Origin of the sequence: Curtobacterium citri, from assembly GCF_030362955.1 — a bacterium.
GTDB lineage: Bacteria > Actinomycetota > Actinomycetes > Actinomycetales > Microbacteriaceae > Curtobacterium > Curtobacterium citri.
In genome coordinates this window covers 345,213-369,980 of the sequence record NZ_JAUCML010000001.1, presented here as the reverse complement: position 1 = coordinate 369,980, position 24,768 = coordinate 345,213, and the positions used below count along the sequence as shown (strand labels likewise).

20 protein-coding genes, 1 tRNA gene and 1 pseudogene are annotated in these 24,768 nt (G+C 72.6%); 10 read left to right on the top strand and 12 right to left on the bottom strand.

Features of this window, described 5'->3' with window-relative positions; all coding sequences use genetic code 11:
* Positions 1 to 235: 235 nt before the first annotated feature.
* The 4 genes from QUG92_RS01800 to ptsP all read right to left on the bottom strand — a co-directional run bounded on the left by QUG92_RS01800 (position 236) and on the right by ptsP (position 5,186).
* Positions 236 to 1,399 carry a mannitol-1-phosphate 5-dehydrogenase gene (locus tag QUG92_RS01800; protein WP_289457463.1) on the bottom strand — a complete coding sequence of 388 codons (1,164 nt, stop codon included), beginning with the start codon at positions 1,397 to 1,399 and terminating at the stop codon, positions 236 to 238.
* Positions 1,396 to 1,833, bottom strand: coding sequence for a PTS mannitol transporter subunit IIA (locus QUG92_RS01795; RefSeq protein WP_022907882.1), 438 nt, complete (start codon positions 1,831 to 1,833; stop codon positions 1,396 to 1,398). The genes QUG92_RS01800 and QUG92_RS01795 overlap by 4 nt, the downstream gene beginning before the upstream one ends.
* Positions 1,834 to 1,908: 75 nt before the next feature.
* Positions 1,909 to 3,465 carry a PTS mannitol transporter subunit IIBC gene (locus QUG92_RS01790; RefSeq protein ID WP_182046590.1) on the bottom strand — a complete coding sequence of 519 codons (1,557 nt, stop codon included), beginning with the start codon at positions 3,463 to 3,465 and terminating at the stop codon, positions 1,909 to 1,911.
* Between the two features lie 65 nt (positions 3,466 to 3,530).
* Positions 3,531 to 5,186, bottom strand: coding sequence for a phosphoenolpyruvate--protein phosphotransferase (gene ptsP, locus QUG92_RS01785; protein WP_289457462.1), 1,656 nt, complete (start codon positions 5,184 to 5,186; stop codon positions 3,531 to 3,533).
* A 283-nt stretch (positions 5,187 to 5,469) separates the two neighbouring features.
* Here ptsP and QUG92_RS01780 point away from each other — a divergent pair, with 283 nt between their 5' ends.
* Both QUG92_RS01780 and QUG92_RS01775 read left to right on the top strand, forming a co-directional pair.
* Entirely contained in the window at positions 5,470 to 6,240 is a 771-nt protein-coding gene (locus QUG92_RS01780; protein WP_058728882.1) for a DeoR/GlpR family DNA-binding transcription regulator, read from the top strand.
* Between the two features lie 94 nt (positions 6,241 to 6,334).
* Positions 6,335 to 6,607: an HPr family phosphocarrier protein gene (locus QUG92_RS01775; RefSeq protein WP_069712190.1), complete on the top strand. Its 273-nt coding sequence runs from the start codon at positions 6,335 to 6,337 to the stop codon at positions 6,605 to 6,607.
* 117 nt (positions 6,608 to 6,724) lie between these two features.
* Here QUG92_RS01775 and QUG92_RS01770 read toward each other — a convergent pair whose 3' ends face one another.
* A complete protein-coding gene (locus tag QUG92_RS01770) occupies positions 6,725 to 7,822 on the bottom strand; it encodes a tetratricopeptide repeat protein (protein WP_289457461.1) in 1,098 nt (365 codons plus the stop codon).
* A gap of 81 nt (positions 7,823 to 7,903) precedes the next feature.
* Here QUG92_RS01770 and QUG92_RS01765 point away from each other — a divergent pair, with 81 nt between their 5' ends.
* From QUG92_RS01765 to QUG92_RS01735, 7 genes and pseudogenes are all read left to right on the top strand, one after another.
* Entirely contained in the window at positions 7,904 to 8,746 is an 843-nt protein-coding gene (locus tag QUG92_RS01765; RefSeq protein WP_182046593.1) for an exodeoxyribonuclease III, read from the top strand.
* 39 nt (positions 8,747 to 8,785) lie between these two features.
* A complete protein-coding gene (gene trpS, locus QUG92_RS01760; protein ID WP_289457460.1) occupies positions 8,786 to 9,796 on the top strand; it encodes a tryptophan--tRNA ligase in 1,011 nt (336 codons plus the stop codon).
* Positions 9,797 to 9,798: 2 nt separating this feature from the next.
* Positions 9,799 to 10,410, top strand: coding sequence for a GNAT family N-acetyltransferase (locus QUG92_RS01755; protein WP_289457459.1), 612 nt, complete (start codon positions 9,799 to 9,801; stop codon positions 10,408 to 10,410).
* A gap of 120 nt (positions 10,411 to 10,530) precedes the next feature.
* Entirely contained in the window at positions 10,531 to 11,613 is a 1,083-nt protein-coding gene (gene ribD, locus QUG92_RS01750; protein ID WP_289457558.1) for a bifunctional diaminohydroxyphosphoribosylaminopyrimidine deaminase/5-amino-6-(5-phosphoribosylamino)uracil reductase RibD, read from the top strand.
* A 29-nt stretch (positions 11,614 to 11,642) separates the two neighbouring features.
* Positions 11,643 to 12,266, top strand: a pseudogene (ribA, locus tag QUG92_RS01745) (GTP cyclohydrolase II); the annotation flags it as partial.
* A gap of 203 nt (positions 12,267 to 12,469) precedes the next feature.
* A complete protein-coding gene (locus QUG92_RS01740) occupies positions 12,470 to 13,888 on the top strand; it encodes an MFS transporter (RefSeq protein WP_289457458.1) in 1,419 nt (472 codons plus the stop codon).
* A gap of 172 nt (positions 13,889 to 14,060) precedes the next feature.
* The gene (locus tag QUG92_RS01735) at positions 14,061 to 15,917 is read left to right on the top strand and encodes an ABC transporter ATP-binding protein (protein WP_289457457.1); all 1,857 of its coding nucleotides are present in this window, start codon (positions 14,061 to 14,063) and stop codon (positions 15,915 to 15,917) included.
* Between the two features lie 15 nt (positions 15,918 to 15,932).
* Here QUG92_RS01735 and QUG92_RS01730 read toward each other — a convergent pair whose 3' ends face one another.
* Genes QUG92_RS01730 through QUG92_RS01715 form a run of 4 tightly spaced genes read right to left on the bottom strand, consistent with a single transcriptional unit; the run spans position 15,933 to position 20,668 of the window.
* On the bottom strand, positions 15,933 to 17,444 hold the full coding sequence (locus QUG92_RS01730; protein WP_434533030.1) for an NAD-dependent succinate-semialdehyde dehydrogenase: 1,512 nt from the start codon (positions 17,442 to 17,444) through the stop codon (positions 15,933 to 15,935).
* Positions 17,441 to 18,061 carry an isochorismatase family protein gene (locus tag QUG92_RS01725; RefSeq protein ID WP_289457456.1) on the bottom strand — a complete coding sequence of 207 codons (621 nt, stop codon included), beginning with the start codon at positions 18,059 to 18,061 and terminating at the stop codon, positions 17,441 to 17,443. The genes QUG92_RS01730 and QUG92_RS01725 overlap by 4 nt, the downstream gene beginning before the upstream one ends.
* Positions 18,062 to 18,101: 40 nt before the next feature.
* A complete protein-coding gene (gene dacB, locus QUG92_RS01720; protein WP_289457455.1) occupies positions 18,102 to 19,598 on the bottom strand; it encodes a D-alanyl-D-alanine carboxypeptidase/D-alanyl-D-alanine endopeptidase in 1,497 nt (498 codons plus the stop codon).
* Between the two features lie 59 nt (positions 19,599 to 19,657).
* Positions 19,658 to 20,668 carry a Gfo/Idh/MocA family protein gene (locus tag QUG92_RS01715; protein WP_289457454.1) on the bottom strand — a complete coding sequence of 337 codons (1,011 nt, stop codon included), beginning with the start codon at positions 20,666 to 20,668 and terminating at the stop codon, positions 19,658 to 19,660.
* A 165-nt stretch (positions 20,669 to 20,833) separates the two neighbouring features.
* Between QUG92_RS01715 and QUG92_RS01710 the strand changes: the two genes are divergently transcribed.
* The gene (locus tag QUG92_RS01710; RefSeq protein WP_289457453.1) at positions 20,834 to 22,498 is read left to right on the top strand and encodes an HAD family acid phosphatase; all 1,665 of its coding nucleotides are present in this window, start codon (positions 20,834 to 20,836) and stop codon (positions 22,496 to 22,498) included.
* A 152-nt stretch (positions 22,499 to 22,650) separates the two neighbouring features.
* Here QUG92_RS01710 and QUG92_RS01705 read toward each other — a convergent pair.
* The 3 genes from QUG92_RS01705 to QUG92_RS01695 all read right to left on the bottom strand — a co-directional run bounded on the left by QUG92_RS01705 (position 22,651) and on the right by QUG92_RS01695 (position 24,734).
* Positions 22,651 to 22,723: transfer RNA gene (locus QUG92_RS01705), tRNA-Thr, on the bottom strand.
* A 44-nt stretch (positions 22,724 to 22,767) separates the two neighbouring features.
* A complete protein-coding gene (locus QUG92_RS01700) occupies positions 22,768 to 23,403 on the bottom strand; it encodes a TetR/AcrR family transcriptional regulator (protein WP_182046018.1) in 636 nt (211 codons plus the stop codon).
* 188 nt (positions 23,404 to 23,591) lie between these two features.
* Positions 23,592 to 24,734: a DNA polymerase III subunit delta' gene (locus QUG92_RS01695; RefSeq protein WP_289457452.1), complete on the bottom strand. Its 1,143-nt coding sequence runs from the start codon at positions 24,732 to 24,734 to the stop codon at positions 23,592 to 23,594.
* Positions 24,735 to 24,768: the final 34 nt, after the last annotated feature.

Here is a 24,768-nt window from a genome sequence, read left to right as displayed (position 1 = left end):
CGCCGCGACGAGTGGCGGCGCCCCGCGCAGCGGACGGCGTCCCGCCGAGCGGACGGCGTCCCGCCGAGCGGACGGCGTCTCAGCGAGTGGCGGCGTCTCGCGCAGCTGACGGCGTCCCGCGCAGCGGACGGCGTCCCGCCGAGCGGACGGCGTCCCGCGCAGCAGGGTGACCACGAACGGACGGGAGGCGCGGTGCCAGCCGGCACCGCGCCTCCCGTCCGTCGGGGTGGCGACGCTAGGAGCGCGTCGCGCGCACCCGGTCGGCGAACGCCGCGTGCAGCGGGTGCTCCGCAGCGAGCCCGGTGATCTCCGTCACGACGTCGGCGTCCGAGCGGTCGGAGCGCAGCAGCTGCTGCAGCTCGACGCTCTGCTCGTCGTCCGCGACGTCGAAGCGCAGGGCCGCACCCATCGCGTCGAGCAGCGCCGTCGGCTCGGTGCCGTCCTCGGCGAGGGCCGCCGCGGGCGAGACGAACCGCTCGTCACGCGACAGCTTGCGGAGCGGCTGCCGGCCGACACGGGTCACGGTGTCCGGCAGGTGCGGGTTCTCGAAGCGGCCGATGATCGCCTGGACGTACGAGCGGTGCACCTCGGGGTCGAGCTCGTGCCGACGGACGAGCAGGTCGCTCGTCTCGGCGAGCACGGACTCGAGCGCCGACCGGACCGCGGGGATCGCGATCGCGTCCGAGATCTTGTCCGCCCCGGCGAGGAAGCCGTGGTACGCCACGGTGGCGTGCCCGGTGTTCACCGTGAAGAGCTTGCGCTCGATCGACGCGGCCAGCCCGTCGACGTAGTGCGCGCCGGGGATCTCCGGCTCGTCCCCGCCGAAGGGGGTGCGGTCGATCGCCCACTCGAAGTAGGTCTCGACCGTCACGTCGAGGCCACCGTCCGCGGGCTGCTGCGGGACGATGCGGTCGACGGCGGTGTTCGCGAAGACCGCCTTGGCGAGCGCGGCGTCGCGCTGCTCCTCGGGAAGTGCGGCGACGATGAACTCGCGCAGCCGGTCGGTCGCGTTGATCGCGTTCTCGCACGCCATCACGGCGAGCGGAGCGGCGTCCGCGTCGCGGGCGACGAGCCCCCGGGCGATGACGGGCGCGATGAACTTCAGGACGGTCGGGCCGACCGCGCAGGTGACGACGTCGGCGGCGGCCACCTCGGCGACCACCCCGTCCTCGTCCTGCGCGCTGTTGACGGCGCGGAAGGCCGTGACCTCGTGGTCCTGGGCGCCCTGCCCGACCTCGTGCACGGTGTACGAGTCGGCTGCCGCGAGTGCGTCGATGAGCGGGGCCGCGACGTCGGCGAAGACGACCTCGTACCCGGCCTCGTGGAGCAGGAGCCCGACGAAGCCGCGGCCGATGTTCCCCGCGCCGAAGTGGACGGCGGTGCGCGTTCCGGTGGTCACTCGTTGACCTCGCCGAGGATCGACAGGATCGCCGCCGTGTCCGGGGCGTCGGTGAGCTTCTGGACCTCGTCCTCGTCGGAGAACACGATCGCGATCTTGGACAGGATGTCGAGGTGCTCGTTGTTCACGCCGGCGATGCCGACGACGAAGCGCACGGGGTTGCCGTCCCAGTCGATCGGGGTGGCGTAGCGGATGAACGACAGGGCGGACGACTTGATGGCGTCCTTCGCGTCGTTGGTGCCGTGCGGGATCGCGAGGAAGTTGCCCATGTACGTCGAGACGCTCTTCTCACGCTCGAGCATCGCCGGGTAGTAGTCCGCCGTGACCGCGCCTGCAGCCTCGAGGATCTCGGCCGCCTCCTTCATCGCCTCCGACTTCGTCGGGGCGGTGTCCTCGGTGTGGATGCGGATCTGGCTCTCCTGCAGGACGGGCATGGGGGTTCTCCTTGCTGATCGCGGACGTGGTGGAGGGGGCGGACCGTGGTCCACCCCCTCCGATACTGCACTTCGTTACTGGTTCTTGAGCTGCTCGACGACCTGGTCGTACTGCGGCGCGTTCATGAAGTTGCCGACCGACACGTGCTGTGCGCCCGGGTTCTTCTGCTTGGCGCGGTCGGTGAGCTCCTCCTGCGTGATGATGAGGTCCTCGGTGCCGTCGAGGTTCGCGATCGCCTTGTTGACGACCGTGACGCCCTCGATGCCCGCCTTCTTGACCTTGTTCCGCAGGACGCTGGCACCCATGGCGCTCGAGCCCATGCCGGCGTCGCACGCGAACACGACGTTCTCGACGCGGGTCGCCGTGGTGGTCGACGCCGATCCGACGCCACCGAGCGAGGCCTCGGCCTCCTCCTCGTTGGCCGGGGAGTTGTTGCCGAGCAGACCCGAGGTCGCGGCGTTGACGTCGCGGCCCTTGTTGGCCTGGAGCTTCGCCATCGCGGCGCTCATGTCGCCGCCGTTGTTCGCCAGGTCGCGCTTGCGGCTGGCGAGCAGGAAGAAGGACGCCACCGCGAACGAGACCGCCGCGGAGAGGACCACCGAGAGGATGACGCCGACGTAGCTGTCCTTCGCCGTGGCGGTGAGGACGGCGATGATCGAACCGGGCGAGGCCGGGGCGACGAGACCGGACTGGAAGGCGACGTTCGTGGCGACACCGGTCGCACCACCGAGGATGACGGCGAGGAACAGCACCGGCTTCTGCAGCACGTACGGGAAGTAGATCTCGTGGATGCCACCGAAGAACTGGATGAGGATCGCGCCGGGAGCGGTCGAGCGGGCGATGCCGACACCGAAGAAGGTGAAGGCGAGCAGGATGCCGAGACCGGGGCCGGGGTTCGCCTCGAGCAGGAAGAGGATGCTCTTGCCGGACTCCTGGACCTGCTGGGCACCGAGCTGGTCGAGCACGCCGTGGTTGATGGCGTTGTTGAGGAAGAAGACCTTCGCCGGCTCGATGATGACGCTGGCGAGCGGCAGCAGCGAGCTGTCGACGAGGAACTTCACCGCGGCGCCGAGGCCCTCGGCGATGAGCTTGAACAGCGGGGCCAGCCAGAAGAAGCCGACGAGCGCGAGCGCGAAGCCGAGGATGCCGGCCGCGTAGTTGTTCACGAGCATCTCGAAGCCGGGCTTGATCTTGCCGTCCCAGATCTTGTCGATCTGCTTGATGAGGTACGCACCGAGCGGACCGCAGATCATCGCACCGAGGATCATGATCGTGCCGTTGGCGCCGATGATGACACCCATCGCCATGATCGAGCCCACGACGGCGCCGCGGGTCTCGTAGATCATCCGGCCGCCCTGGAAGGCGATCGCGAGCGGGATCAGGTAGGTGAGGATCGGGCCGACGAGACCGATGTTGGCCACGCCGTCCGTCTCGCCGAAGCCGCCGAGGACGCCGACCGGCGTCCACCCGGTCTCGATGAAGAAGGCGGTGATGAGGCCCCACGCGATGAAGATCGCGATGTTCGGCATCACCATGCCGGAGAGGAACGTGCCGAACTTCTGGACGGCGACGCGTGCGCCGCCCCGCGACTTCGCGGGTGCGTCGGGCGCTGCAACGGACGACGTTGTCATGTGCCTGGCTTTCTGTGATGGGTGCTGCAGTGGTGGAGGGGTGTGGTGCTGCTGTGGTGCTGCGGCTAGGCGGCGTGCGCAGCTGCCGCGGCGGTCTTGGCCGCCGCCGCGGTGCTCGCGGCGAGTGCCGCCTTCGCCATCTCGCGGGCCTGCTCGAGCGTGTGCTGGCCGAGCTCGGCGCGCACGTCGGCCAGGGCCGCGGGGGTCATGGACAGGGTGGTGGCGCCGAGGCCGACGAGCACGACGGCGAGCAGCGGGTCGGCCGCGGCCTCACCGCAGATGCCGACGGCCTTGCCCGCGTCGGCGCCGGCCGCACCGAGCTGCGCGACGAGGCGCAGGACGGCGGGGTGCCACGGGTCCTGGTAGGACGCGACGGTGCCGAGCATGCGGTCGGCGGCCATCGTGTACTGGGTCAGGTCGTTCGTGCCGATCGACACGAAGTCGGCGCTCGTGAGGACCTGCTCGGCCATCAGCGCGAGCGAGGGCACCTCGGCCATGACACCCGCGGTGCGGATGCCGAGCTCGCGGGCCAGGTCGACGAAGTACTCGGTCTCCTCGGCGTCGGCGACCATCGGCGCCATCACCCAGAGGTCTGCCTCGGTCGCGGCGTCGGCCTGCGCCAGCGCGGTGAGCTGGTCGCGCAGGACCTCCTCGTGGTTGCGGAGCGCCCGGAGACCGCGGCGACCGAGCGCCGGGTTCTCCTCGTCCTTGTCCGTGAGGAACGGCAGCGGCTTGTCGGCACCGGCGTCGAGCGCACGGACGACCACCTTCTTGCCGGGGAACGCCTCGAGCAGCTGGCGGTACGACTCGGTCTGCTGCGCGACGGTCGGTGCCGTCGGCGAGTCGAGGAAGAGGAACTCGGTGCGGAAGAGCCCCACGCCCTCCGCACCGAGAGCGACGGCGCCCGCGGCGTCGGCGGGGCTGCCGAGGTTCGCGAGCAGCGGGACCAGGTGGCCGTCGGCCGTGGCCCCGGCGGTGAGCGGTGCGGCCGCGACGGCGAGACGGTCGGCGATCCGACGCTCGACGTCGGCGACGAGCTCGGCGGACGGCTCGGTCACGACGGTGCCGGCGGCCGCGTCCACGACGACGGGGGTGCCGTCGACGAGACCGTCGGCCCCGGTGACCCCGACGATCGCGGTGATGCCCTTGGCGCGGGCGAGGATCGCGGTGTGCGAGGTCGGGCCGCCGTCACGGGTGACGAGCGCGAGGACCTTGTCGAGGTCGAGCAGCGCGGTGTCGGCGGGGGCGAGGTCGCGGGCGACGAGCACGAACGGCGTGTCCGACTCGGGCACGCCCGGCGCGGGGACGCCGCGGAGCTTGGCGACGATGCGCTGGGCGACGTCGTCGAGGTCGGCGGCGCGCTCCCCCATGTAGCCGCCCATGCCGACGAGCAGGTCGCGGAACTGGCCGAACGCCTCGAACACCGCGCGCTCGGCGTTCGTGCCGCCGTCGATGCGGGCGTGCACGTCGTCGAGGAGGGTCGGGTCCTGCGCCATCAGCGCCTGGGCCTCGAGCACCGCCTGGGCGTCGCCACCGGCGAGCTGCCCGCGCTTGTTGAGGTCCTCCGCCACGACCGCGAGGGCGTCGTGCACGGACTGCTTCGCGTCGTCCGCCGAACCCTCGAGCGGGACCGTCGACGGTGCGCCGAGCGGATCCGCCATCCGGAGCACGGGGCCGTGGGCGACGCCACGGCCGACGCCGGTGCCGAGCAGTTCGGACATTCGAGACTCCTTCATCTCACGCGGAGGTGCTTGGGGGTGCGAGCCGCGCGACGAATCGGGTCCGACCGCGGCGGCGTGCGATCACACTACCCCGATCCACGTTGACAAACAAACACATCCGGGGATAAAAATGCAGAAACAGGTGCCCGTTTGCGTCCGGCGGACGAACCGAACGGGCACGCTCCGCCGAGATCGTGTCCGAGCCGGTCCGTTCCGGCCCGCCCGAGCAGCCCCGAGCGAGCAGCCCGACCGTTCCACCCCGACCGCGAGACGACGAGGTCCGATGTACGCACCAGAGCGCCACCAGCGCATCGTCGAGCGCGCCCGCTCGCAGGGGCGCGTCGACGTGAAGGACCTCGCCGAGCTGCTCGAGGTCACCCCGGAGACGATCCGGCGCGACCTCACGAGCCTCGAGCGGCGCGGGCTGGTCCGGCGCGCCCACGGCGGCGCGATCCCGGTCGAACGGATCACGCTGCACCCGGGCGTCGGCGACCGCGGCGGCATCAACCAGGCCGAGAAGATGGTGATCGCCGAGGCGGCCCTCGCCGAGCTGCCGGAGAACGGCTCGGTCATGATCGACGCGGGCACCTCGACGATCTGCCTGGCCGAGATGCTGCCCACCGACCGCGGCCTGACCGTCGTCACGCACTCGCTGCCCGTGGCCATGGCGGTCGCGAACCGGTCCGGCATCGACCTGCACCTGCTCGGCGGCAACATCCGCAGCGACTCGCTCGCCGGCGTCGGCACCTGGACCCACCAGCTGATCGGGATGGTCAGCGTGGACGTGGCGTTCATCAGCATCAACGGGATCACCCCCGAGCGCGGACTGACCACGCACAACATGGCCGAGGCGGCCGTGAAGAGCGCGATGATCAAGTCCGCCCGTCGCAGCATCCTGCTCGCCGACCACACGAAGTTCGGTCGCGAGGAGTTCGGCCGCGTCGCCCCGCTCGCCGCGATCGACACGATCATCACCGACCCCGGCGTGAACGCCGATCTCGTGCGCGAGGTCGAGGCCGCCGGCACCGAGGTCCTCTGGCCCGGCCGCGACTGACCGGACCACGGTCCGTCCCGCCCGGACAGCCCCCGGAACCGCCCACCCCGCGCTCGCTAGCATGAGCGAACCACCCGTCGACAGGAGTCAACGCATGTCCGAAGCCACCCGCACCGTCACCGTCGCCAGCGCGTCCGGCCTGCACGCCCGCCCCGCGTCCCTCTTCGTGCAGACCGTCACCGCGTCCGGCCACCAGGTGACGATCGCCAAGGGCGACAAGACCGGCAACGCGGGCAGCATCCTCGCCCTCCTCGGTCTCGGCATCGAGAACGGCGACGAGGTCACCCTGACGGTGACCGGCGACGACGCCGACGCGACCGCGGACAGCCTGGTCGAGTTCCTGCAGACGGACCACGACGCGGCCTGAGCAGACCGGTCGCGCGACGCGACCACCTGACGGACGGGAGGCGCGGTGCCAGCGGGCACCGCGCCTCCCGTCCGTCGTCGGGTCGCCACGTCCGCGGAGCCGTGGACCGGTCCCCGGCTACGCGTACCAGCGGTCCAGGAAGCCGCCGACCCCGAGGGCGCCGACCAGGCCGGCACCACCGACGGCCGCGACCCAGCCGTCGGCCGCGCCCGGCGCACCGCTTGCCGCGAGCACGAGCAGGAGCCCGCCGGCCACCAGCGTGACCGCCTGCAGCACCGGCAGGACCACGACCCCGCCGGCGCGCGTCCGGACGAGCCGGACGAACGGCGGCCACCCGGTCCGCAACGACCGGCCGAGGCGCCGGAGCACCGCCACCTCGGTCGCGACGATGCCGATCATCACCGCCACGCACCACAGCGCCGCCGCGACGGGCGCGTGCAGCGCCGTGTCACCGAGCGCCCCGCCGGTGGCGGCGAGCACGAGGCCGACCAGGACGAGCGCCGTGCCGAACGAGGCCATCCGGACCGCAGCCCGTCGGAAGGCACCGAGCGGGCCGACCGCGTCCGGGTGCTCGGCGAGCACGAGCGCCGCGTCGGCGAGCACCGCGATCGTGCTGCCCCGCCGCTCCCGGGCACGCAGGAGCTGCCATCGCGACCACGGGTCGGCGGGCGTCGCCGCGACCGCGGCGACCAGCGCGCGTTCCGCCGTGCCGGGGTAGCCCTCCCGGTCCGCCAGCCACGCGAGGGCGAGGTTCACCTCGGCGTGCCGGGGGTGCGCCGCTGCCGCACGGGTCGCCGTCGCGTAGGTCGCACGGTCGACGGTCCCGGTGCGGAGGTCCAGGACGAGCCGGGCCGCCGCCAGGTCGCCGTCGTCCGGACGGAGCGCGACCGCCGCCGACCAGGCCGCGCGCGCCTCGGGGACGTCGCCGGCCGCCTCGGCCAGGTGCGCCGCGAGTCGGAAGGACTCGACGTCGTCAGGGTCCGTGGCGATCGCCCGGCGCACGGCGGTCCGCGCGGCATCGAGGTCCTCGGTCCACCAGAAGACCACGGCGAGGACGCGCAGGACCTCGGCGTCGTCGCCGTGCAGGGCGAGGGCGCCCGTGAGCGGTTCGACGGCGTCCTCCGGCCAGCCGTACCGGAGGAGCTCGGACGCAGCGACGAGGGCACGGTCGACCTGCTCGTGGCGCCCGGACGACGGGTCGACGGCATCGGTCACGCCGCTCATCGTGGCGCGCCCGACCGCGCGGGACAAGCCCGCGCACGAGGGGTGTCACGACCCGCCGGTAGGGTGTTGCGCATGACACGCCTGCGCCTCGCATCCGTCAACGTGAACGGCGTCCGCGCCGCGTTCCGGAAGGGCATGGGCGACTGGCTCGACACGCGCGAGGTCGACGTGCTTGCCCTGCAGGAGGTCCGCGCATCGAGCGACGACCTGGCCGGGCTCCTCGGCGACGAGTGGGACATCGTGCACGACCCCGCCACGGCGAAGGGCCGCGCGGGTGTCGCGATCGCCTCCCGCCACCGTGCGCACATCCACCGCGTCGAACTGGGTCCGACGGACTTCGACTCCGCCGGGCGCTGGATCGAGGCCGACTACGAGCTCGACGGCACCACCGTCACGGTCGTGTCCTGCTACGTGCACTCGGGCGAGGTCGACACCCCGAAGCAGGACGAGAAGTGGAAGTTCCTCGACGCGATGACCGAGCGGCTGCCGGCGCTGCGCGCGCACAACCCGCTCGCGGTCGTCGTCGGCGACCTCAACGTCGGGCACGACCAGCGGGACATCAAGAACTGGAAGGGCAACGTCAAGCGCGCCGGGTTCCTCCCGCGCGAACGTGCCTACTTCTCGCGGTTCTTCGGGACCGAGGGCGAACCCGTCGAGGGCGCGGACGGCTCGACGGGCCCGGGCCTCGGCTGGGTGGACGTCGGACGCGACCAGGCCGGCGACGTCGACGGCCCGTACACGTGGTGGTCGTGGCGCGGCCAGGCGTTCGACAACGACAGCGGCTGGCGCATCGACTACCAGGTGGCCACCCCCGACCTCGCCGCGAAGGTCACGCAGTACACGGTCGACCGCGCCGCGGCGTACGACCAGCGATGGTCCGACCACGCTCCCGTGGTCGTCGACTACGAGCTCTGACCCGCTCCCCCTCCACTCTCGCAGTACAGGAACAGCACCATGACCACGACGCGCATCTTCTCCGGCATCCAGCCCTCGGCCGGGTCCCTCCACCTCGGCAACTACGTCGGGGCGCTCATGCAGTGGCGTGACCTGCAGGACGACCACGACGCCATCTACTGCGTGGTCGACATGCACGCGATCACGTCGCCGCAGGACCCGGCGGAACTCCGGGCGAGCACGCGGGCGACCGCGGCGCAGTACATCGCGTCCGGCATCGACCCGACGAAGTCGACCCTGTTCGTGCAGTCGCACGTGCCGGCGCACGCCGAGCTCGCGTGGGTGCTCAACACCCTGACGGGCTTCGGCGAGGCCAGCCGGATGACCCAGTTCAAGGACAAGTCGGCACGCCAGGGCGCCGAGGCGGCCTCGGTCGGCCTGTTCACCTACCCGATCCTGATGGCGGCGGACATCCTGCTGTACGACACGGCGGTCGTACCGGTCGGTGACGACCAGCGCCAGCACGTCGAGCTGACGCGCGACCTCGCCACCCGGTTCAACTCGCGCTTCGGCGACACCTTCGTCGTCCCGAAGGCACAGATCGGCACCGAGACCGCCCGGATCTACGACCTGCAGGACCCGACGAGCAAGATGAGCAAGTCCGCGGCGTCGGACAACGGGCTGATCCGCCTGCTCGACGACCCGAAGCGCACCGCGAAGAAGATCCGGTCGGCCGTCACCGACACCGAGCGCGAGATCCGGGCCGACCGCCAGGCCAAGCCCGGGGTGACCAACCTGCTCGCGATCCTGACGGCGTTCACCCGGACCCCGGTCGCGTCGCTCGAGGAGCAGTTCGTGGGCAAGGGCTACGGCGACCTCAAGGGTGCGGTGGCGGACGCCGTCGTCGCCGAGCTCGAGCCGGTGCGCGCCCGCACGCTGGAACTGCTCGACGACCCGGCCGAGCTGGACCGGCTGCTCGCCGTCGGCGCGGACCGTGCCGAGGCGATCGCGCAGGCCACCCTCGCCCGCGTGTACGACCGCATCGGCTTCGTGCCGCGCCGCCGCGCCTGACGATGCTCCCCCTGACGCTGTCGTCGGACCGGGTGCGCCTGACGGTGCCCACCCGGGCCGACACGGCTGCGATCACCGAGGGGTGCCAGGACCCGGCCGTGGTGCGGTGGACGACCGTCCCGACGCCGTACACCGAGCGCGAGGCGCAGACCTTCGTGGACGCGCTCGTCGGCCCCGGCTGGGCCTCCGACCGCGAGTACACGTGGGGCATCCGGCGGGTCGGCTCGGACTGGCTCGTCGGCGTGGTCTCCTTCCGCACCGAGCACCGTGACCTCGGCTTCTGGCTCGCGCCCGCCGCCCGGGGTGCCGGGATCATGCACGAGGCCGTCGAACTCGTGGTCGCGTGGGCGTTCGACCGCGGCGCCCCCGACGTGTACTGGGAGTGCTACGAGGGCAACGTCGGGTCGGCGTCGGTCGCCCGCTCGGCGGGGTTCTCCTTCACCGGCACCGGGACCGCCCGCATCCCCGCCCGTGACGGCGGACCGACTGTGGCGTGGACGGGGCTGCGTCGCGCCGACGGTGCACCGGCGTCGGACCTGCCCTGGCCGGCTGCGTCGTTCCCGGACGGCACCGACGGACCGGAGCACGCGGGCGTGCACCGGGGCGGTCGCTGACACGCGCCGGCGTTCGCTGACAGGGGACCACCGGGTGACGGGTCACCGACGGCCGGTCGGTAGTGTCGGAGCGTGACCACGAACCCCGATCCGTCGGTCCGTCCCGCAGAGGGCCGAGCGATGCGCCGCGCGCTCGAGCTCGCCGCGCTCGGGCCGGCCGTCGGCGACCACGCCCGGGTCGGCGCGGTGATCCTCTCCCCCGCCGGCGACGTCCTGGGCGAGGGCTGGCACCGGGGCGCCGGCACCCCGCACGCCGAGGTCGCCGCGATGGCCGAGGTGCCCGCCGAGCAGCTCCGCGGTGCCACCGCGGTGGTCACCCTCGAGCCCTGCAACCACGTCGGCCGCACCGGACCGTGCGCCCTGGCCCTGATCGAGGCCGGCGTCGGACGGGTCGTCTACGCGGTCGACGACCCGGGCGAGCACGCGCACGGCGGGGCCGACCGGTTGCGCGCGGCCGGGGTCGACGTCGTGTCCGGCCTGCTCGCCGACGAGGCCGAGGCCTTCCTCGAGCGCTGGCTCCTCTCCGTCCGCACCGGACGCCCGTGGGTGACCGTGAAGTGGGCGTCGAGCCTGGACGGACGCGTCGCCGCGGCCGACGGCACGAGTCGCTGGATCACCGGGGCGGCCGCACGGCAGCACGTCCACGAGCAGCGGGCCGCGCACGACGCGATCCTCGTCGGCACCGGGACGGTGCTCGCCGACGACCCGAGCCTGACGGCGCGCGGCGACGCGGGCGAGCTCCTCGCCGACCAGCCCCTCCCCGTCGTGGTCGGCGACCGCGCGGTGCCCGACACCGCCGCCGTCCGACGGCACCCGCGCGGCCTGCTCGCGCTCCCGGGGCACGACCTCGCGGACGCGCTCCGCACCCTGCGCGACCACGGCGTCCACTCGGTGTTCGTCGAGGGCGGTCCGACGGTCGCCTCGGCGCTCATCGCGGACGGCCTGGTCGACGAGGTGCTCGTCTACCTCGCCCCGGTCCTGCTCGGCGGCCCCCGGGTCGCGATCGGCGACGTCGGGGTGGGAAGCATCGGCGACCGCCGCCAGTTGGACGTGACGTCCACCACCAGCCTGGGCCCCGACCTCCTGGTCCGCGCTCGTCCCCACCGCCCCCGGACCGGCTCCGGCCGGCCGGCGGAGGGGACCGCGCCCACCGGAGCGGCGACGACAGCAGACCAGGCACAGAACGACCGGAGCACCGCATGACCGACGCCCTCACCTCCCCCACCCCGGGCAGCCCGGTGCACTTCGAGGTCGCGACCAACGTCCCGACGACGCACGGGACGTTCGAGATGCGCGCCTACCGCGACCTCGTGACGAGCGCCGAGCACGTCGCGATCATCGCTCCCGCGCCCGACGGGTCGGCACCGGGCGACGACGCCCTGGTCCGCGTGCACTCGGAGTGCCTGACCGGCGAAGCGTTCGGATCCCTGAAGTGCGAGTGCGGCCCGCAGCTCGATGCCGCGCTCGACACGATCGCCGCCGAGGGCGGTGTCGTGGTGTACCTGCGCGGTCAGGAGGGCCGCGGCATCGGGCTCATCAACAAGCTCAAGGCGTACCGCCTGCAGGAGGACGGGCTCGACACCCTCGACGCGAACCTCGCGCTCGGGCTGCCGGCGGACTCCCGCGAGTACGGCGGAGCCGCCGGGATCCTCGCCGACCTCGGCATCACGCGCGTCCGACTGCTGTCGAACAACCCGGAGAAGCGCCGCCAGCTCGAGGAGCACGGCATCACCGTGTCCGCGCTCGTGCCGCTCGTCGTCGGGATCTCCGCGCAGAACGCCGGGTACCTGGACACGAAGCGTGACCGCATGGGCCACCAGCTGCCCCCGCACCTCGAGGCCGACACCACCAGCTGAGCGCAGGGCACGCACCGGGGACCCTCGGTGGATTCGCAGATGGACGACATCTGTCGTACGCTGGGTGCTCCGTCACGAGCGGGACCACCCACCGAACGCACCCGACCGAGAGACGCGCCACCCCGCGCGGACCGGTCGGTGTCCGCAGCTTCGGCAGCCACCGCCGCGCTCGAGAGAGCGCTCCCCTCGGAGTCCCCCGCACCATGTCCGCCGCACCGGCACCCACGTCCGCCCCCACCCCGGCATCCGCGCCGGCCGAGAACCCCCGGTCCCGCGTCGTCATCGCGAGCCTGGTCGGCACCTCGATCGAGTTCTACGACTTCTACGTCTACGCGACCGCCGCCGTCCTGGTCTTCCCCGCGCTGTTCTTCCCGAACGAGGACCCGACGGCCTCGCAGCTGTCGTCCTTCGTGACCTTCGCGCTCGCCTTCTTCGCCCGCCCGGTGGGGTCGATCCTGTTCGGCCACTTCGGCGACCGCGTCGGCCGCAAGGCCACCCTCGTCGCGTCGCTCCTCGTCATGGGGACCGCGACCTTCCTCATCGGCTGCCTGCCGACCTTCGACACCATCGGCATCTGGGCACCCGTCCTGCTCGCCGTGATGCGCTTCGCCCAGGGCGTCGGACTCGGCGGCGAGTGGTCCGGGGCCGCACTGCTCGCGACGGAGAACGCGCCGAAGGGCAAGCGCGGCGTGTTCGGGTCGATGCCGCAGCTCGGCGCCCCGATCGGCTTCCTGCTCGCCAACGGCCTGTTCATCGCGATCAACGCCGCGATGCCCGCCGGCGCGGACGGCACCCCGAACGCCGACTTCCAGGCGTGGGGCTGGCGCATCCCGTTCCTGCTCTCCGCGGTGCTCGTCATCGTCGGGCTCTACGTCCGGTTCAAGCTCGTCGAGTCGACCGTCTTCCGCGGCGTGCAGGAGACCGGCAGCGTCGCGAAGCTCCCGCTCGGCCGGGTGTTCCGGACCTCGTGGAAGGCCGTCATCGTCGGCACCTTCGGCATGGTCGCCACGTACGTCCTCTTCTACTTCATGACGACCTTCACGCTGAACTACGGCACCACCGGTGCCGAGGCGGGACCGCTCGTGCCGAAGATCGGCCTCGGCTACAGCCGCGGCGAGTTCCTCACGCTGCTCATGATCGGCGTCGTGTTCTTCGGCATCTTCACGCCGATCGCGGGCTGGCTGGCGGACAAGTACGGCCGTCGCCGCACCCTCATCCCCACGACGATCGGCATCGCGCTGTTCGGCCTGACGTTCCAGCTGTGGTTCGCCGCGTCGACGGGACCGATCACGGTGGTCACGTTCCTCGTCGTCGGGCTGTCGCTCATGGGCCTGACCTTCGGCCCGATGGGGGCGCTGCTGCCGGAGCTCTTCCCGACGAACGTCCGCTACACCGGCTCGGCGATCGCCTACAACGTCGCGTCGATCCTCGGGGCGTCGCTCGCGCCCACGATCGCCCTGGCGCTCTGGCGGCCGGACGGGAACATCTTCCTCGTCGGCCTGTACCTGACGATCGCCGCGGTCGTGACGCTCGTCGCCCTGCTGTTCGTGCGCGAGACGAAGAGCCGCGGGCTCGCGGACGCAGACGCAGACGCGACCGCAGCCACGGACGTGCGCGCCTGACGGGTCGCCCAGGCGACCACCCGCCGGGCGGGAGGCGCGGTGCCGGCTGGTACCGCGCCTCCCGTTCCGTCGTCCCCAGCACCACGGACGGCGCAGCACGCACCCACGTGACGGTGGGAGACTGGACGACGGCCGCCAGCACACCCCGCACGGGCGGCAGGAACCAGGAACGATGAGCCTCCCCTTCGTACGACGCAAGCAGTCCGACGGCCCCCGCGCGAGCTTCGGACGACTGCTGACCTACCTGTTCGAGAACAAGCCCGCGATGGTCGTCATCATCGTGCTGAGCGTCCTCGGAGCCGGCGCCTCGCTCGCGCAGCCGCTGCTCGTCAACCAGGTCGTCACCGCCGTGCAGCGCGGTGACACGCTCTCGGTCCTGGTCTGGGTGCTCGTCGCGCTCGTCCTCGTGTCGGGCGTCCTGAACGGCGTCCAGCACTTCCTGCTCCAGCGCGCCGGCGAGGGCGTGGTGCTCTCCACCCGCCGCAAGCTCATCGCGCGCATCCTCAACCTGCCGATCTCCGAGTTCGACACCCGGCGTACCGGCGACCTGGTGTCCCGGGTCGGCAGCGACACCACCCTCCTGCGGGCCGTGCTGACGCAGGGGCTCATCGAGTCGATCGGCGGCGCACTGACGTTCGTCGGCGCCGTCATCGCGATGGCGGTCATCGATCCGCTGCTCCTCGGCATCACGGTCGTCATCGTGCTCGTCGCGATCGTCGTCGTCGGCGGGCTCAGCCGGCGCATCCGCGTGGCGTCGAAGCGCGCGCAGGAGAAGGTCGGTGACCTCACCGCCGCGGTCGAACGCGGCATCGGCGCCGTCCGCACGATCCGCGCCGCCGGTGCCACCGAGCGCGAGGTCCGCGAGGTCGACGGCCACGCCACCGAGGCCTACCGCCGCGGTCTCGACATCGCCCGGATGTCGGCGTTCGTCGTCCCGGTCGCGAGCATCGTCCTGCAGGTCGCGTTCATCGCCGTCCTCGGCGTCGGCGGGGCGCAGGTCGCCGCGGGCACCATCACGATCGCCACCCTCATCACCTTCATCCTGCTGCTCTTCATGATGGTCATGCCGCTCGGCCAGGCCCTCGGCGCGGTCGTCGCCGTCGCGCAGGCCCTCGGGGCGCTCGGCCGCATCGAGGAGGTCCTGCACCTGCCGACCGAGGACCAGGACGACGCCGCGGTCCGGGTCGCCGCAGCGATCGAGACCGACGACGCGATCGCGTTCGAGCACGTCACGTTCCGGTACGCGCGTGCGGCCGACGCGTCGGGTGCGGACGGCGCGACGGGCGCGGACGGCGCGACGGGCCGGTCGGGAGGCCCGGGTGCCGTCGACGACGCACCCGCCGCCGGCGACGTGGTGCTGGACGACGTGTCGTTCCGGGTCCCGCGCGGCGCGCGCGTCGCGCTGGTCGGCCCGTCGGGCGCCGGGAAGTCGACGACCCTCGCCCTGATCGAGCGGTTCTACGACCCGACCGACGGGGTCATCCGGCTCGGCGGTGTCGACGTCCGCGGGCTCGACCGCGCCGAGCTCCGCGCACAGATCGGGTACGTCGAGCAGGACGCTCCGGTGCTCGCGGGCACGATCCGGGCGAACCTGCTCCTCGGCTCGCCCGACGCCTCCGAGGAGGACTGCGTCCGCGTGCTGGAGGCGGTCAACCTCGGCGAGGTGCTGCACCGCGACCCCCGGGGCCTCGACGCGCAGGTCGGCGAGGACGGCGTCATGCTGTCCGGTGGTGAGCGGCAGCGACTCGCGATCGCCCGCGCGCTGCTGGCCGCTCCCCCGATCCTGCTGCTCGACGAGTCGACGTCGTCCCTCGACGGCGTGAACGAGCAGAAGATGCGGCTCGCGATCGACGCCGTCGCCGACGACCGCACCCTGCTCGTCATCGCGCACCGGCTGTCCACCGTCGTGGACTCGGACGTCATCGTCGTGCTCGAGCACGGCCGTGTCGTCGGCACGGGCACGCACTCCGAGCTCGTGCAGTCGACCCCGCTCTACCGGGACCTCGCGAAGCACCAGCTGCTCGTCTGACCCCGGCCCTGCGGGTCAGGCGGCGAAGGGGTCCGGGGTCAGGACGTAGACCGACTCCAGGTACTCCTCGATGCCCTCGTGCGAGCCCTCGCGACCGAGGCCCGACGACTTCACGCCGCCGAACGGGAACGCGGCGTTCGACACGACGCCCGTGTTCAGGCCGAGCATGCCCGTCTCGAGGCGTTCGGCGAGCCGCTGGCCCCGCCGGAAGTCCGTCGTGAAGGCGTAGGCGACGAGCCCGTACTCGGTGTCGTTCGCGAGCCGGATGCCCTCCTCCTCGGTCGTGAAGCGCGTGATCGACACGACCGGTCCGAAGATCTCCGTGGTGAGGACGTCCGACCCGGGCTGCACCTCGTCGAGCACGGTCGGCGCGTAGAACGTGCCCGGGCGGTCGACGCGCTGCCCACCGGTCACGAGGGTCGCGCCCCGCTCCACCGCGTCGTCGACGAGCCCCGCGGCCTTGTCCACCGCACGGTCGTCGATGAGCGGGCCGAGCGTCGTGCCGTCCTCGGTACCCCGGCCGACCCGGAGCTCCTCGACCTTCGCGGTGAGGGCCGCGGTGAACGCGTCGGCGATGCCCTCCTGCACGAAGAAGCGGTTGGCGGCCGTGCAGGCCTCGCCCACGTTGCGGAACTTCGCCTGCATCGCGGCGGCGACCGCCTCGTCGAGGTCGGCGTCGTCGAACACGAGCAGCGGGGCGTTGCCGCCGAGCTCCATGCTCGTCTTCAGCACGTTGTCGGCCGCCTGCTTGAGGAGGGCCGACCCGACCGGGGTCGACCCCGTGAAGGTGAGCTTGCGGAGCCGGCGGTCGGCGATGATCGGCTCGGACAGTGCCTTCGCGTCGCGCGACGGCACCACGTTGAGCACGCCGTCCGGCAGACCCGCCCGCCGGAACAGCTCGACCAGGAAGAGCGTCGTCAGCGGGGTCAGGTCGGCGGGCTTCAGCACGACCGTGCAGCCGGCGGCGAGCGCTGGCCCGATCTTCCGGGTGGCCATCGCGAGCGGGAAGTTCCACGGCGTGATCGCGTAGACCGGTCCGACCGGACGGCGGAGGACGATGCCGCGGCCCGTCCCCTCGGGGTTCGTGCGGTAGTCGCCGTGGATGCGGACGGCCTCCTCGGAGAACCACCGGAGGAACTCCCCGCCGTACACGACCTCGCCCCTCGACTCCGCGAGCGGCTTGCCCATCTCGAGCGTCATCAGGGCGGCGAGGTCGTCCTCGTGCTCGTGGACCAGGTCGAAGGCACGGCGCAGGACGTCCGAGCGCGTCCGCGGCGCGGTCGAGGCCCAGCCCTCCTGCGCGGCCACGGCGGCGTCGAGGGCGGCGATGCCGTCCTCGGGCGTCGCGTCGGCGACCTCGGCGAGCACCGCACCGGTGCTCGGGTCGCGGACGGGGAAGGTCGCGCCGCCGCTCGCGGGGCGCCACGAGCCGCCGATGTACAGGCCGGTGGGGACGTCGGCGACCGAGACGTGCTCGTCGCGGACGGTCGTGGTGGTGCTGGTGGTGCTGGTGGTGGTGCTGGTCACAGTACTGCTCCTCCGGGGCTCGCGAGCCCCTCGTCCGTGTCGCTGCGGTCGACGTGTCCGCCGGCCACGCTGATCTCGGCCAGGGCACGCGCGCTCCGCTCGGGGTCGACGCCCGCCACGAGGTCCTCGTACACCGCGACGTCGAAGCCGGCCGCACGCGCGTCGAGCGCCGACGCCCGGACGCAGTGGTCCGTGGCGATCCCGACGACGTCGACCGTGGTCACGCGTCGGTCCGCGAGCAGGTCCGGCAGGGTCGTGCCGTCCTCTGTGGACGCCTGGAACGCCGAGTAGTCGGGACGCCCACGGCCCTTGAACACGTGGACGTCGACGACGCTCGTGTCGAGGTCGGGGTGGTAGTCCGCCCCGGGCGTGCCGCCGACGCAGTGCACCGGCCACGTGTCGACGTAGTCGGGTCCCTCGGGGCCGGCGAAGTGTCCGCCGTTGTCGTCGTCCCCGTGGTGCCAGTCCCGCGAGGCGACGATCAGGTCGTACTCGTCGGCGTGGCGGCGGAGGTAGACGGTGATGCGCTCCGCGACGGCAGCGCCCCCGTCGACACCGAGTGCACCGCCCTCCGTGAAGTCGTTCTGGACGTCGACGACGAGCAGTGCCCTGGCCATGTCCCCATCCTGCACCCCGAGCCTCCGGGCGCGGTGAGGCTCAGGACGAGGTCAGGCTGCCGCCGCAGGAGTACGTCGCCGCGGTCACGGCGTCGAGCGCCGGCAGGGCGGCCGCTCGCGACGAACCGATGGCGTAGAAGGCGAAGGTCAGCCGGGTGCCGTCCGCGGCGTCGATGTACCCGCCCAGCGTGTTCGCGCTGTCGATCCAGCCCGTCTTCGCGTGCACCTTGCCGCGGGCGACCGCGTTCGCGCCCGTGAAGCGGCTCGACAGCGTGCCGGACACCCCCGCGACCGGCAGCGACTCGGCGAGCACCCCGAGGCCCTTCGCGCCCGCGGCGACCTGCACCATGAGGTGGGCGACGAACGCCGGCGACACCGCGTTCGACGCGCTCTCCCCCGAGCCGTCCCGGATCACGATGCCGGCCGGGTCGAGCCCGTAGCCCGCCAGGGCCCGCTGGTACACCCCGGTCAGGGACGCAGCGGAACCGCCCGCGCCGGACTCCCGCGACGAGACCCGGGCGAGCATCTCCGCGAGGGTGTTGTCGGAGTTCGGGATCATCTGCCCGATCAGCGTCGAGACGGGCTGCGACGACACCGACGCGATCGTGTCCGAGCTCGTCGTCGCACGGTGGACGACCTGCGCGTTCCCGGCACCGACGACCCCGGCGGCCGCCAGCGCGGTCCGGAACGCCGCACCGGCGCGGCCGACCGGGTCGGTGGAGCGCGGCGACGTGGCCGCGGCGGGGTTCGCACGGTCGCCGTCGACCATCAGCGCGGTGACCCGCGGCTGGTAGCCGATCGTCCGCTCGGTCTCCGGCCACGTCGGGTCCCACGCGTCGGCGTCGTCCCAGTAGCTGTCGTCCGCGACGATCGTCGTGACGGGGGCGTCGCCGAGCGCCGCCTTCACCTGCTGGGCGAGCTGCGCCAGGGTCGGGGCGCCCGGGTAGACGGTGCCGTTGCCGGCCGACAGCGTCGCGTCGCCGTGCCCGACCAGGGCGATCGTGCCGTCCGCCTCCTTCGTCACGGTGGTCGGGATGCGGTGGTCACCGCCCAGCACGGCCAGCGCGGTGGCGCTCGTGAGCGTCTTCATGACGCTGCCGGTCTGGGCGGCCTCCGTGCCCTTCCTCGAGAACAGTGTCTCGCCGGTCGCGGCGTCCATCACGAAGCCCTCGAAGTCGCCGAGACCCGCGGCGGACGCGGCGGAGTCGATCGTGCACGTGCGGAGTGCCGACGGACCCGCGGGGTCGGCGGGGACGGCCCGGGCGTCCGGGGTCGGCGTCGCGCTCGGGGTCCGCGACGCACGCGGCGTCGCCGGGGCGGAGGACGCGCTCGCGGCGACGGTCGGCGCCGCGGCCGGGCGCGACGGCATGGTCGCGGCGGCGACCGCGACGGCCCCGCCGGAGCCGAGCACCAGGACGCCGGCCAGGCCGCCCGCGATCCACGGCACGGGACGTCGGGCCGCCGAACGGCGCACGGCGGCGGCCGCGTCGCGGAGGCGCGTCGGGAGGGACTTCGACGAGGGCTGCTGGTCGGACATCGCGAACGATCCTACGGAACCCGGCCACGGGCCTCCAGACCGGGATCCGCGACCGGGGGTCAGGCGACGGAGGCGGGAGCCGGACCGTCCTCGTCGTCGGCCGCGTAGCGGACGCCGACCTGGCGTCGGGCCTCGTCCATCACCGCCATCACGGCCACCGTCTCCTCGGGGTCCATCGGGCCGCCCTCGTGCGTGCCCGAGGTGATCATCTCCTCGAACGCGCGGACCTCGTGCGCGTACCCGGCGAGCTGCTCGCGGGAGTCGTACTCCTCGACGACCGCGCCGTCCCGGTCCCGCAGTCGCCAGGTCGTCGGGGTGTACCAGGTGTCGTCGAGGTCGATGCGGCCGTCCTCGCCGATCACCGAGGCGGTGTTCGGGCTCCGGAGGTCGAGGGCGAAGTGCACCGTCGACTGCGCACCGCCCTCGTGCGTGAGCACGAGACCCACCTGCGTGTCGACGCCCTGGTCGCTCAGCGTGCCCGCGGCGGTCACGGCCGTCGGAACTCCGAGGACGTCGACCGCGAACGAGATCGGGTAGACGCCGAGGTCGAGCATCGCGCCGCCGCCCAGCGCGGGGTCGTTGAGGCGGTGGTGGGGGTCGCTCGGCAGGGCCTGGTGGTGCGACGCCTCGACGAGTCGCGGTCGGCCGATCCGCCCCTCGGCGATCAGCTCGCGGATCATCCGCATCTGCGGGAGGAACCGGGTCCACATCGCCTCCATGACGGCGACGTCGGCGCGGCGGGCCGCGTCGACGACGCGGCGGGCCTCGGCTGCGGTGATCGTGAACGCCTTCTCGACGAGCACGTGCTTGCCCGCGGCGATCGCGAGGAGGGCGTCCTCGGCGTGCCGCGAGTGGGGCGTGGCGACGTAGACCGCGTCGACCCCCTCGTCGGCCACCAGGTCCTCGTAGGAACCGTGGGCGCGGGCGATGCCGTGCTCGGCGGCGAAGGCCTCGGCGCTCGCACGCGTGCGGCTGCCCACCGCGACGAACTCGATCCCCGCGGCGGTGCAGTCCACCACGAAGGAGCGGGCGATGCCGCCCGTGCCGATGACTCCCCAGCGAACCGTCATGGCCCCTGTCTACCAGCGGTCGGCCCCGCACCGTCCGCGGGACCGCTTCCCGGGCAGTACTCGCTTCCTGTGCGGACCCACATGGACCGCTCGGCGCACGGCCAGTTAGCGTGCTCGTGTCCCCCGACCGGGGGCGTTCCCCGACTCGAAGGTGATCCCGTCTCCATGCGCCGATCAGTCCTCACCGCCGTCGCCACGAGCGCGGCCGTCCTGCTCACGACGACGCTCGTCGGCGCCGGCCCCGCCGCAGCCCACGGCTGGGGTCCGCCCGGGCACGACCACGGGCACGACACCGCTCTCACGCCCCGCACGCAGTTCACGATGGCTGCCGACGGCTCCTCCGGCGCGACGCAGGGCGGTGAGGGCATCCCGAACATCGACTCGCTGAAGAAGACCATCGCGACGTACTACGGCGACCCCGGCACCGGGATCGCGGACGAGACCGACTCGCCCTACATCCGCGAGATGCGCTCGATCGTCGACCGTGAGACGCGCCAGCTCCGCCGCATGCACGACACCGCCGTCCGGCACGGGCAACGTCCGGCCATCGTGCTCGACGCCGACGACACGACGCTCTGGACGTACGACATGGAGGTCGCGGACATGCACTTCGTCTTCGACCCCGCCCGCCAGGACGAGTGGGTGCAGGACGAACGCTTCGCCGCCACGCCCTCGATGGTCGGCTTCGTGAACCGTGCCCAGGCGATGGGGTTCACCGTCTTCGGGCTCACCGGTCGCAACGACGACCAGAAGACCGCCACCGTGCAGAACCTGACCAAGGTCGGCTACACCGCGTTCGCCCCGGACCGGTTCTTCACGAAGTGGACCGGCGTCGGCGCCTCGCAGCAGCCGTCGTACATCACCTGCGCCACCGCGAAGTGCACGACGGTCGAGTACAAGGCCCTGACGCGCAAGCACATCGAACAGGACCTCGGCTACGACATCACGCTGAACGTCGGCGACCAGTGGAGCGACCTGCAGGGCGGGTACGCGGACCGCTCCCTGAAGCTGCCGAACCCCACCTACTTCCTCCCCTCCGCCGACCTCCCCGGCGTGTCCGAGCCACGGCTGACCCCGCGCACGCGGTTCACCATGGCGGCGGACGGCTCGTCCGGCGCGACGCAGGGCGGTGAGGGCATCCCGAACATCGACTCGGTCAAGAAGACCATCGCGACGTACTACGGCGACCCCGGCACCGGGATCGCGGACAAGACCGACTCGCCCTACATCCGCGAGATGCGCTCGATCGTCGCGCGACAGGCGCCCGTCGTCGCCGCCCAGTGCTCCGTCGCGAGCCGTCAGCACCGCAACCCCGCGATCGTGCTCGACGCCGACGACACGACGCTCTGGACCTACGACATGGAGGTCGCGGACATGCACTTCGTCTTCGACCCCGCGCTGCAGGACGAGTGGGTGCAGGACGAGCGCTTCCCGGCCACCCCGTCGATGACCTCGCTCGTGTCCGTGGCCGAGCGCTCCGGCTGCACGATCATCGGGCTCACCGGCCGCAACGACGGCCAGGAGGAGGCGACCATCGCCGACCTGAACAGGGTCGGCTACCCGCAGTTCAGCGCCACGAAGCGCGGCACCGAGACGTACTACACGAAGTGGACCGGTGTCGGCGCCTCGCAGCAGCCGTCGTACGTCACGTGCGCCGCGGCGAAGTGCACCACCATCGAGTACAAGGCGCAGACCCGGGCGCACATCGAGTCTCGTGCCGGCGGTCGGTACGACGTCGTCGCGAACTTCGGCGACCAGTACAGCGACCTCATCGGTGGGTCGGCGGACCGGAGCGTCAAGCTGCCGAACCCCACCTACTACCTGCCGTGACCACCCGTGCCCCTGCCGGACGCCTCCGTCCGGCAGGGGCCCGGCGCAGGGCTCCCGTGTGCGCCGGACGGGTCGGCCTGAAGGGTCGGCCTGACGGGTCGGAACGGCGAAACCCCCGGTCGGACATCGTCCGATCGGGGGTTCCGGTTGTGAGCCGCCTGTCGGAATCGAACCGACGACCTATTCATTACGAGTGAATCGCTCTGCCGACTGAGCTAAGGCGGCGGACGCTCCGTTCCCGGAGCGGCACGGGTAACGACTATACAGGTTCAGACGAGCGAACGCGAAACGAGCGCGCCGAGCTCGTCGAAGGAGCGCTGCAGCTCGTCCACGAGGAGCGTCTCGGAGCCGCCGTCGGACCACTCCCACCAGGCGTGCCGGAGCGCCGCGAGCGCGACCACCGACGCCAGGCGTGCCCGCCTCCGGAGCACCTCCGGTGCCTCGTCGACGTCCGCCCCGGTCGCCGTGAGTCGTTCGGTGACGGCGTCCTCGATCTGCGCCTGGAACTCCTTCATCGATGCCATCCGCCTGCTGAACAGCTCGGGCGCGGCACGGAGCACCTGCTGGCGCTCGGCGAGCAGCTCGCGGTCGTCGACGAGCTCCTCGGCCGCGTGCACGAGCAACACCCCGAGGTCGGACAGCAGCTCCCCGGTCGGTCCCCCCGCCCGGAAGGCGTCGAGCGCCGGCCCCGCGGGCAGCGTCGGGTCGTCGCCGAGCAGCGCCTGCTCCTTGCTCGGGAAGTAGTTGAAGAAGGTGCGCGGCGAGACGTCCACCCGGCGGGCGATCTCGTCCACGGTGACCGCCGGCCAGCCGGACTCGATCGCGATCCGGAGAGCCGCCTGCTGGATCGCGAGACGGGTAGCGCGGCGCTTGCGTTCACGCAGGCCGGGTGCAGCGTCGGGCATGGCGCGATCTTCTCACGGCCGGTGCAGCAGCCGGCTGCGGGTGTGCGCAGGCTGCCGGGTTCGGACGGTGGAGACCGACCCGCCGGGGTCGGACGACAGCGGCGGGTCGGCCGGGAGGCGCGTGGTCGGCCCGTCGGGGACGCCTGCGTCCGTCGGTGCCCCCGTCGGGCGACGGGGCGATCCGTCCGTCAGCGGGTCGCGCGGGCGATCGTGACGAGCAGCGCCTCGAGTGCCAGCAGGGCGGCGACGTTCGCCGCGATCCGCTGCCGTGCCAGGGCGACGGCGTCGAGCACCTCGAGGGCAGCGGCGGGCGGGACGACCTCGAGCGCGCGGTCGAGCTGGTCGCGCATCGCGAGGTTCACGGGTTCGGCCGGCGCGCCGAGACCGAGCAGGAGCAGGTCGCGGTACAGCGAGGACACGTCGACGAGGATGCGGTCGAGGCCGTCGCGGAGGCTCCGGGTCGCCCGGCGCTTCTGGTCCTCCTCGAGTGCGCGGAGCTGCGACCGCAGCGCGGGCGGCACGGTCCCGCCCGGTGCCACTCCGAGTGAGCGGAGTGCGGCGTCGCGTTCCTCGCTGTCCCGTTCCACGGTGATCGCCTTGGCGTCCTCGTCGGCCACGGCGAGCAGGTCCGCAGCGGCCATCACCGCGTCGCCCACCGAGCGGATGCCGAGCACCGTCTCGAGCGTCCGTCGACGGCGGCCACGGGCGTCCTCGCTCGTCGCCAGGCGTTGTGCCATGCCGATGTGGCTCTGGGCCTGCCGGGCGGCGTCGGTGGCGAGGTCCCGGTCCACCCCGGTACGGGCGACGATGAGGTCCGCGACGGACGCCACGTCCGGCACGCGCAGGCGCACCGAACGGACCCGCGACCGGATCGTGGGCAGCAGGTCCGCCTCGCTCGGGGCGCAGAGGATCCAGACCGTGCGCTCCGGCGGTTCCTCGAGCGCCTTGAGCAGCAGGTTCGAGGTGCGCTCGGTCATGCGGTCGGCGTCCTCGATGATGACGACGCGGTAGCGACCGACCGACGGCGAGTAGTGCGACGACGTGACGAGGTGCCGGATCTCGTCGATGGTGATGATCACGCGTTGCGTGGTCAGCACGGAGACGTCCGGGTGGGTCCGTGCCGCGATCTGCTGCAGGGTGTGGTCGTCGTCGGCGCCCGAGCCGACCAGCGCGGCCGCGAACGCCGCCGCGACGTTGGACCGACCGGACCCGGGCGGGCCGGTGATGAGCCACGAGTGGGTCATCCCACCCGTGGCCTCGGGGCCCTCGGCCGCGCTGCGCAGCGCGGCGACCGCCTCGTCCTGCCCGGTCAGGCCGTCCCACACGCTCACGGGGTCATCCTCGCAGCAGCCTCCGTCACGCGGG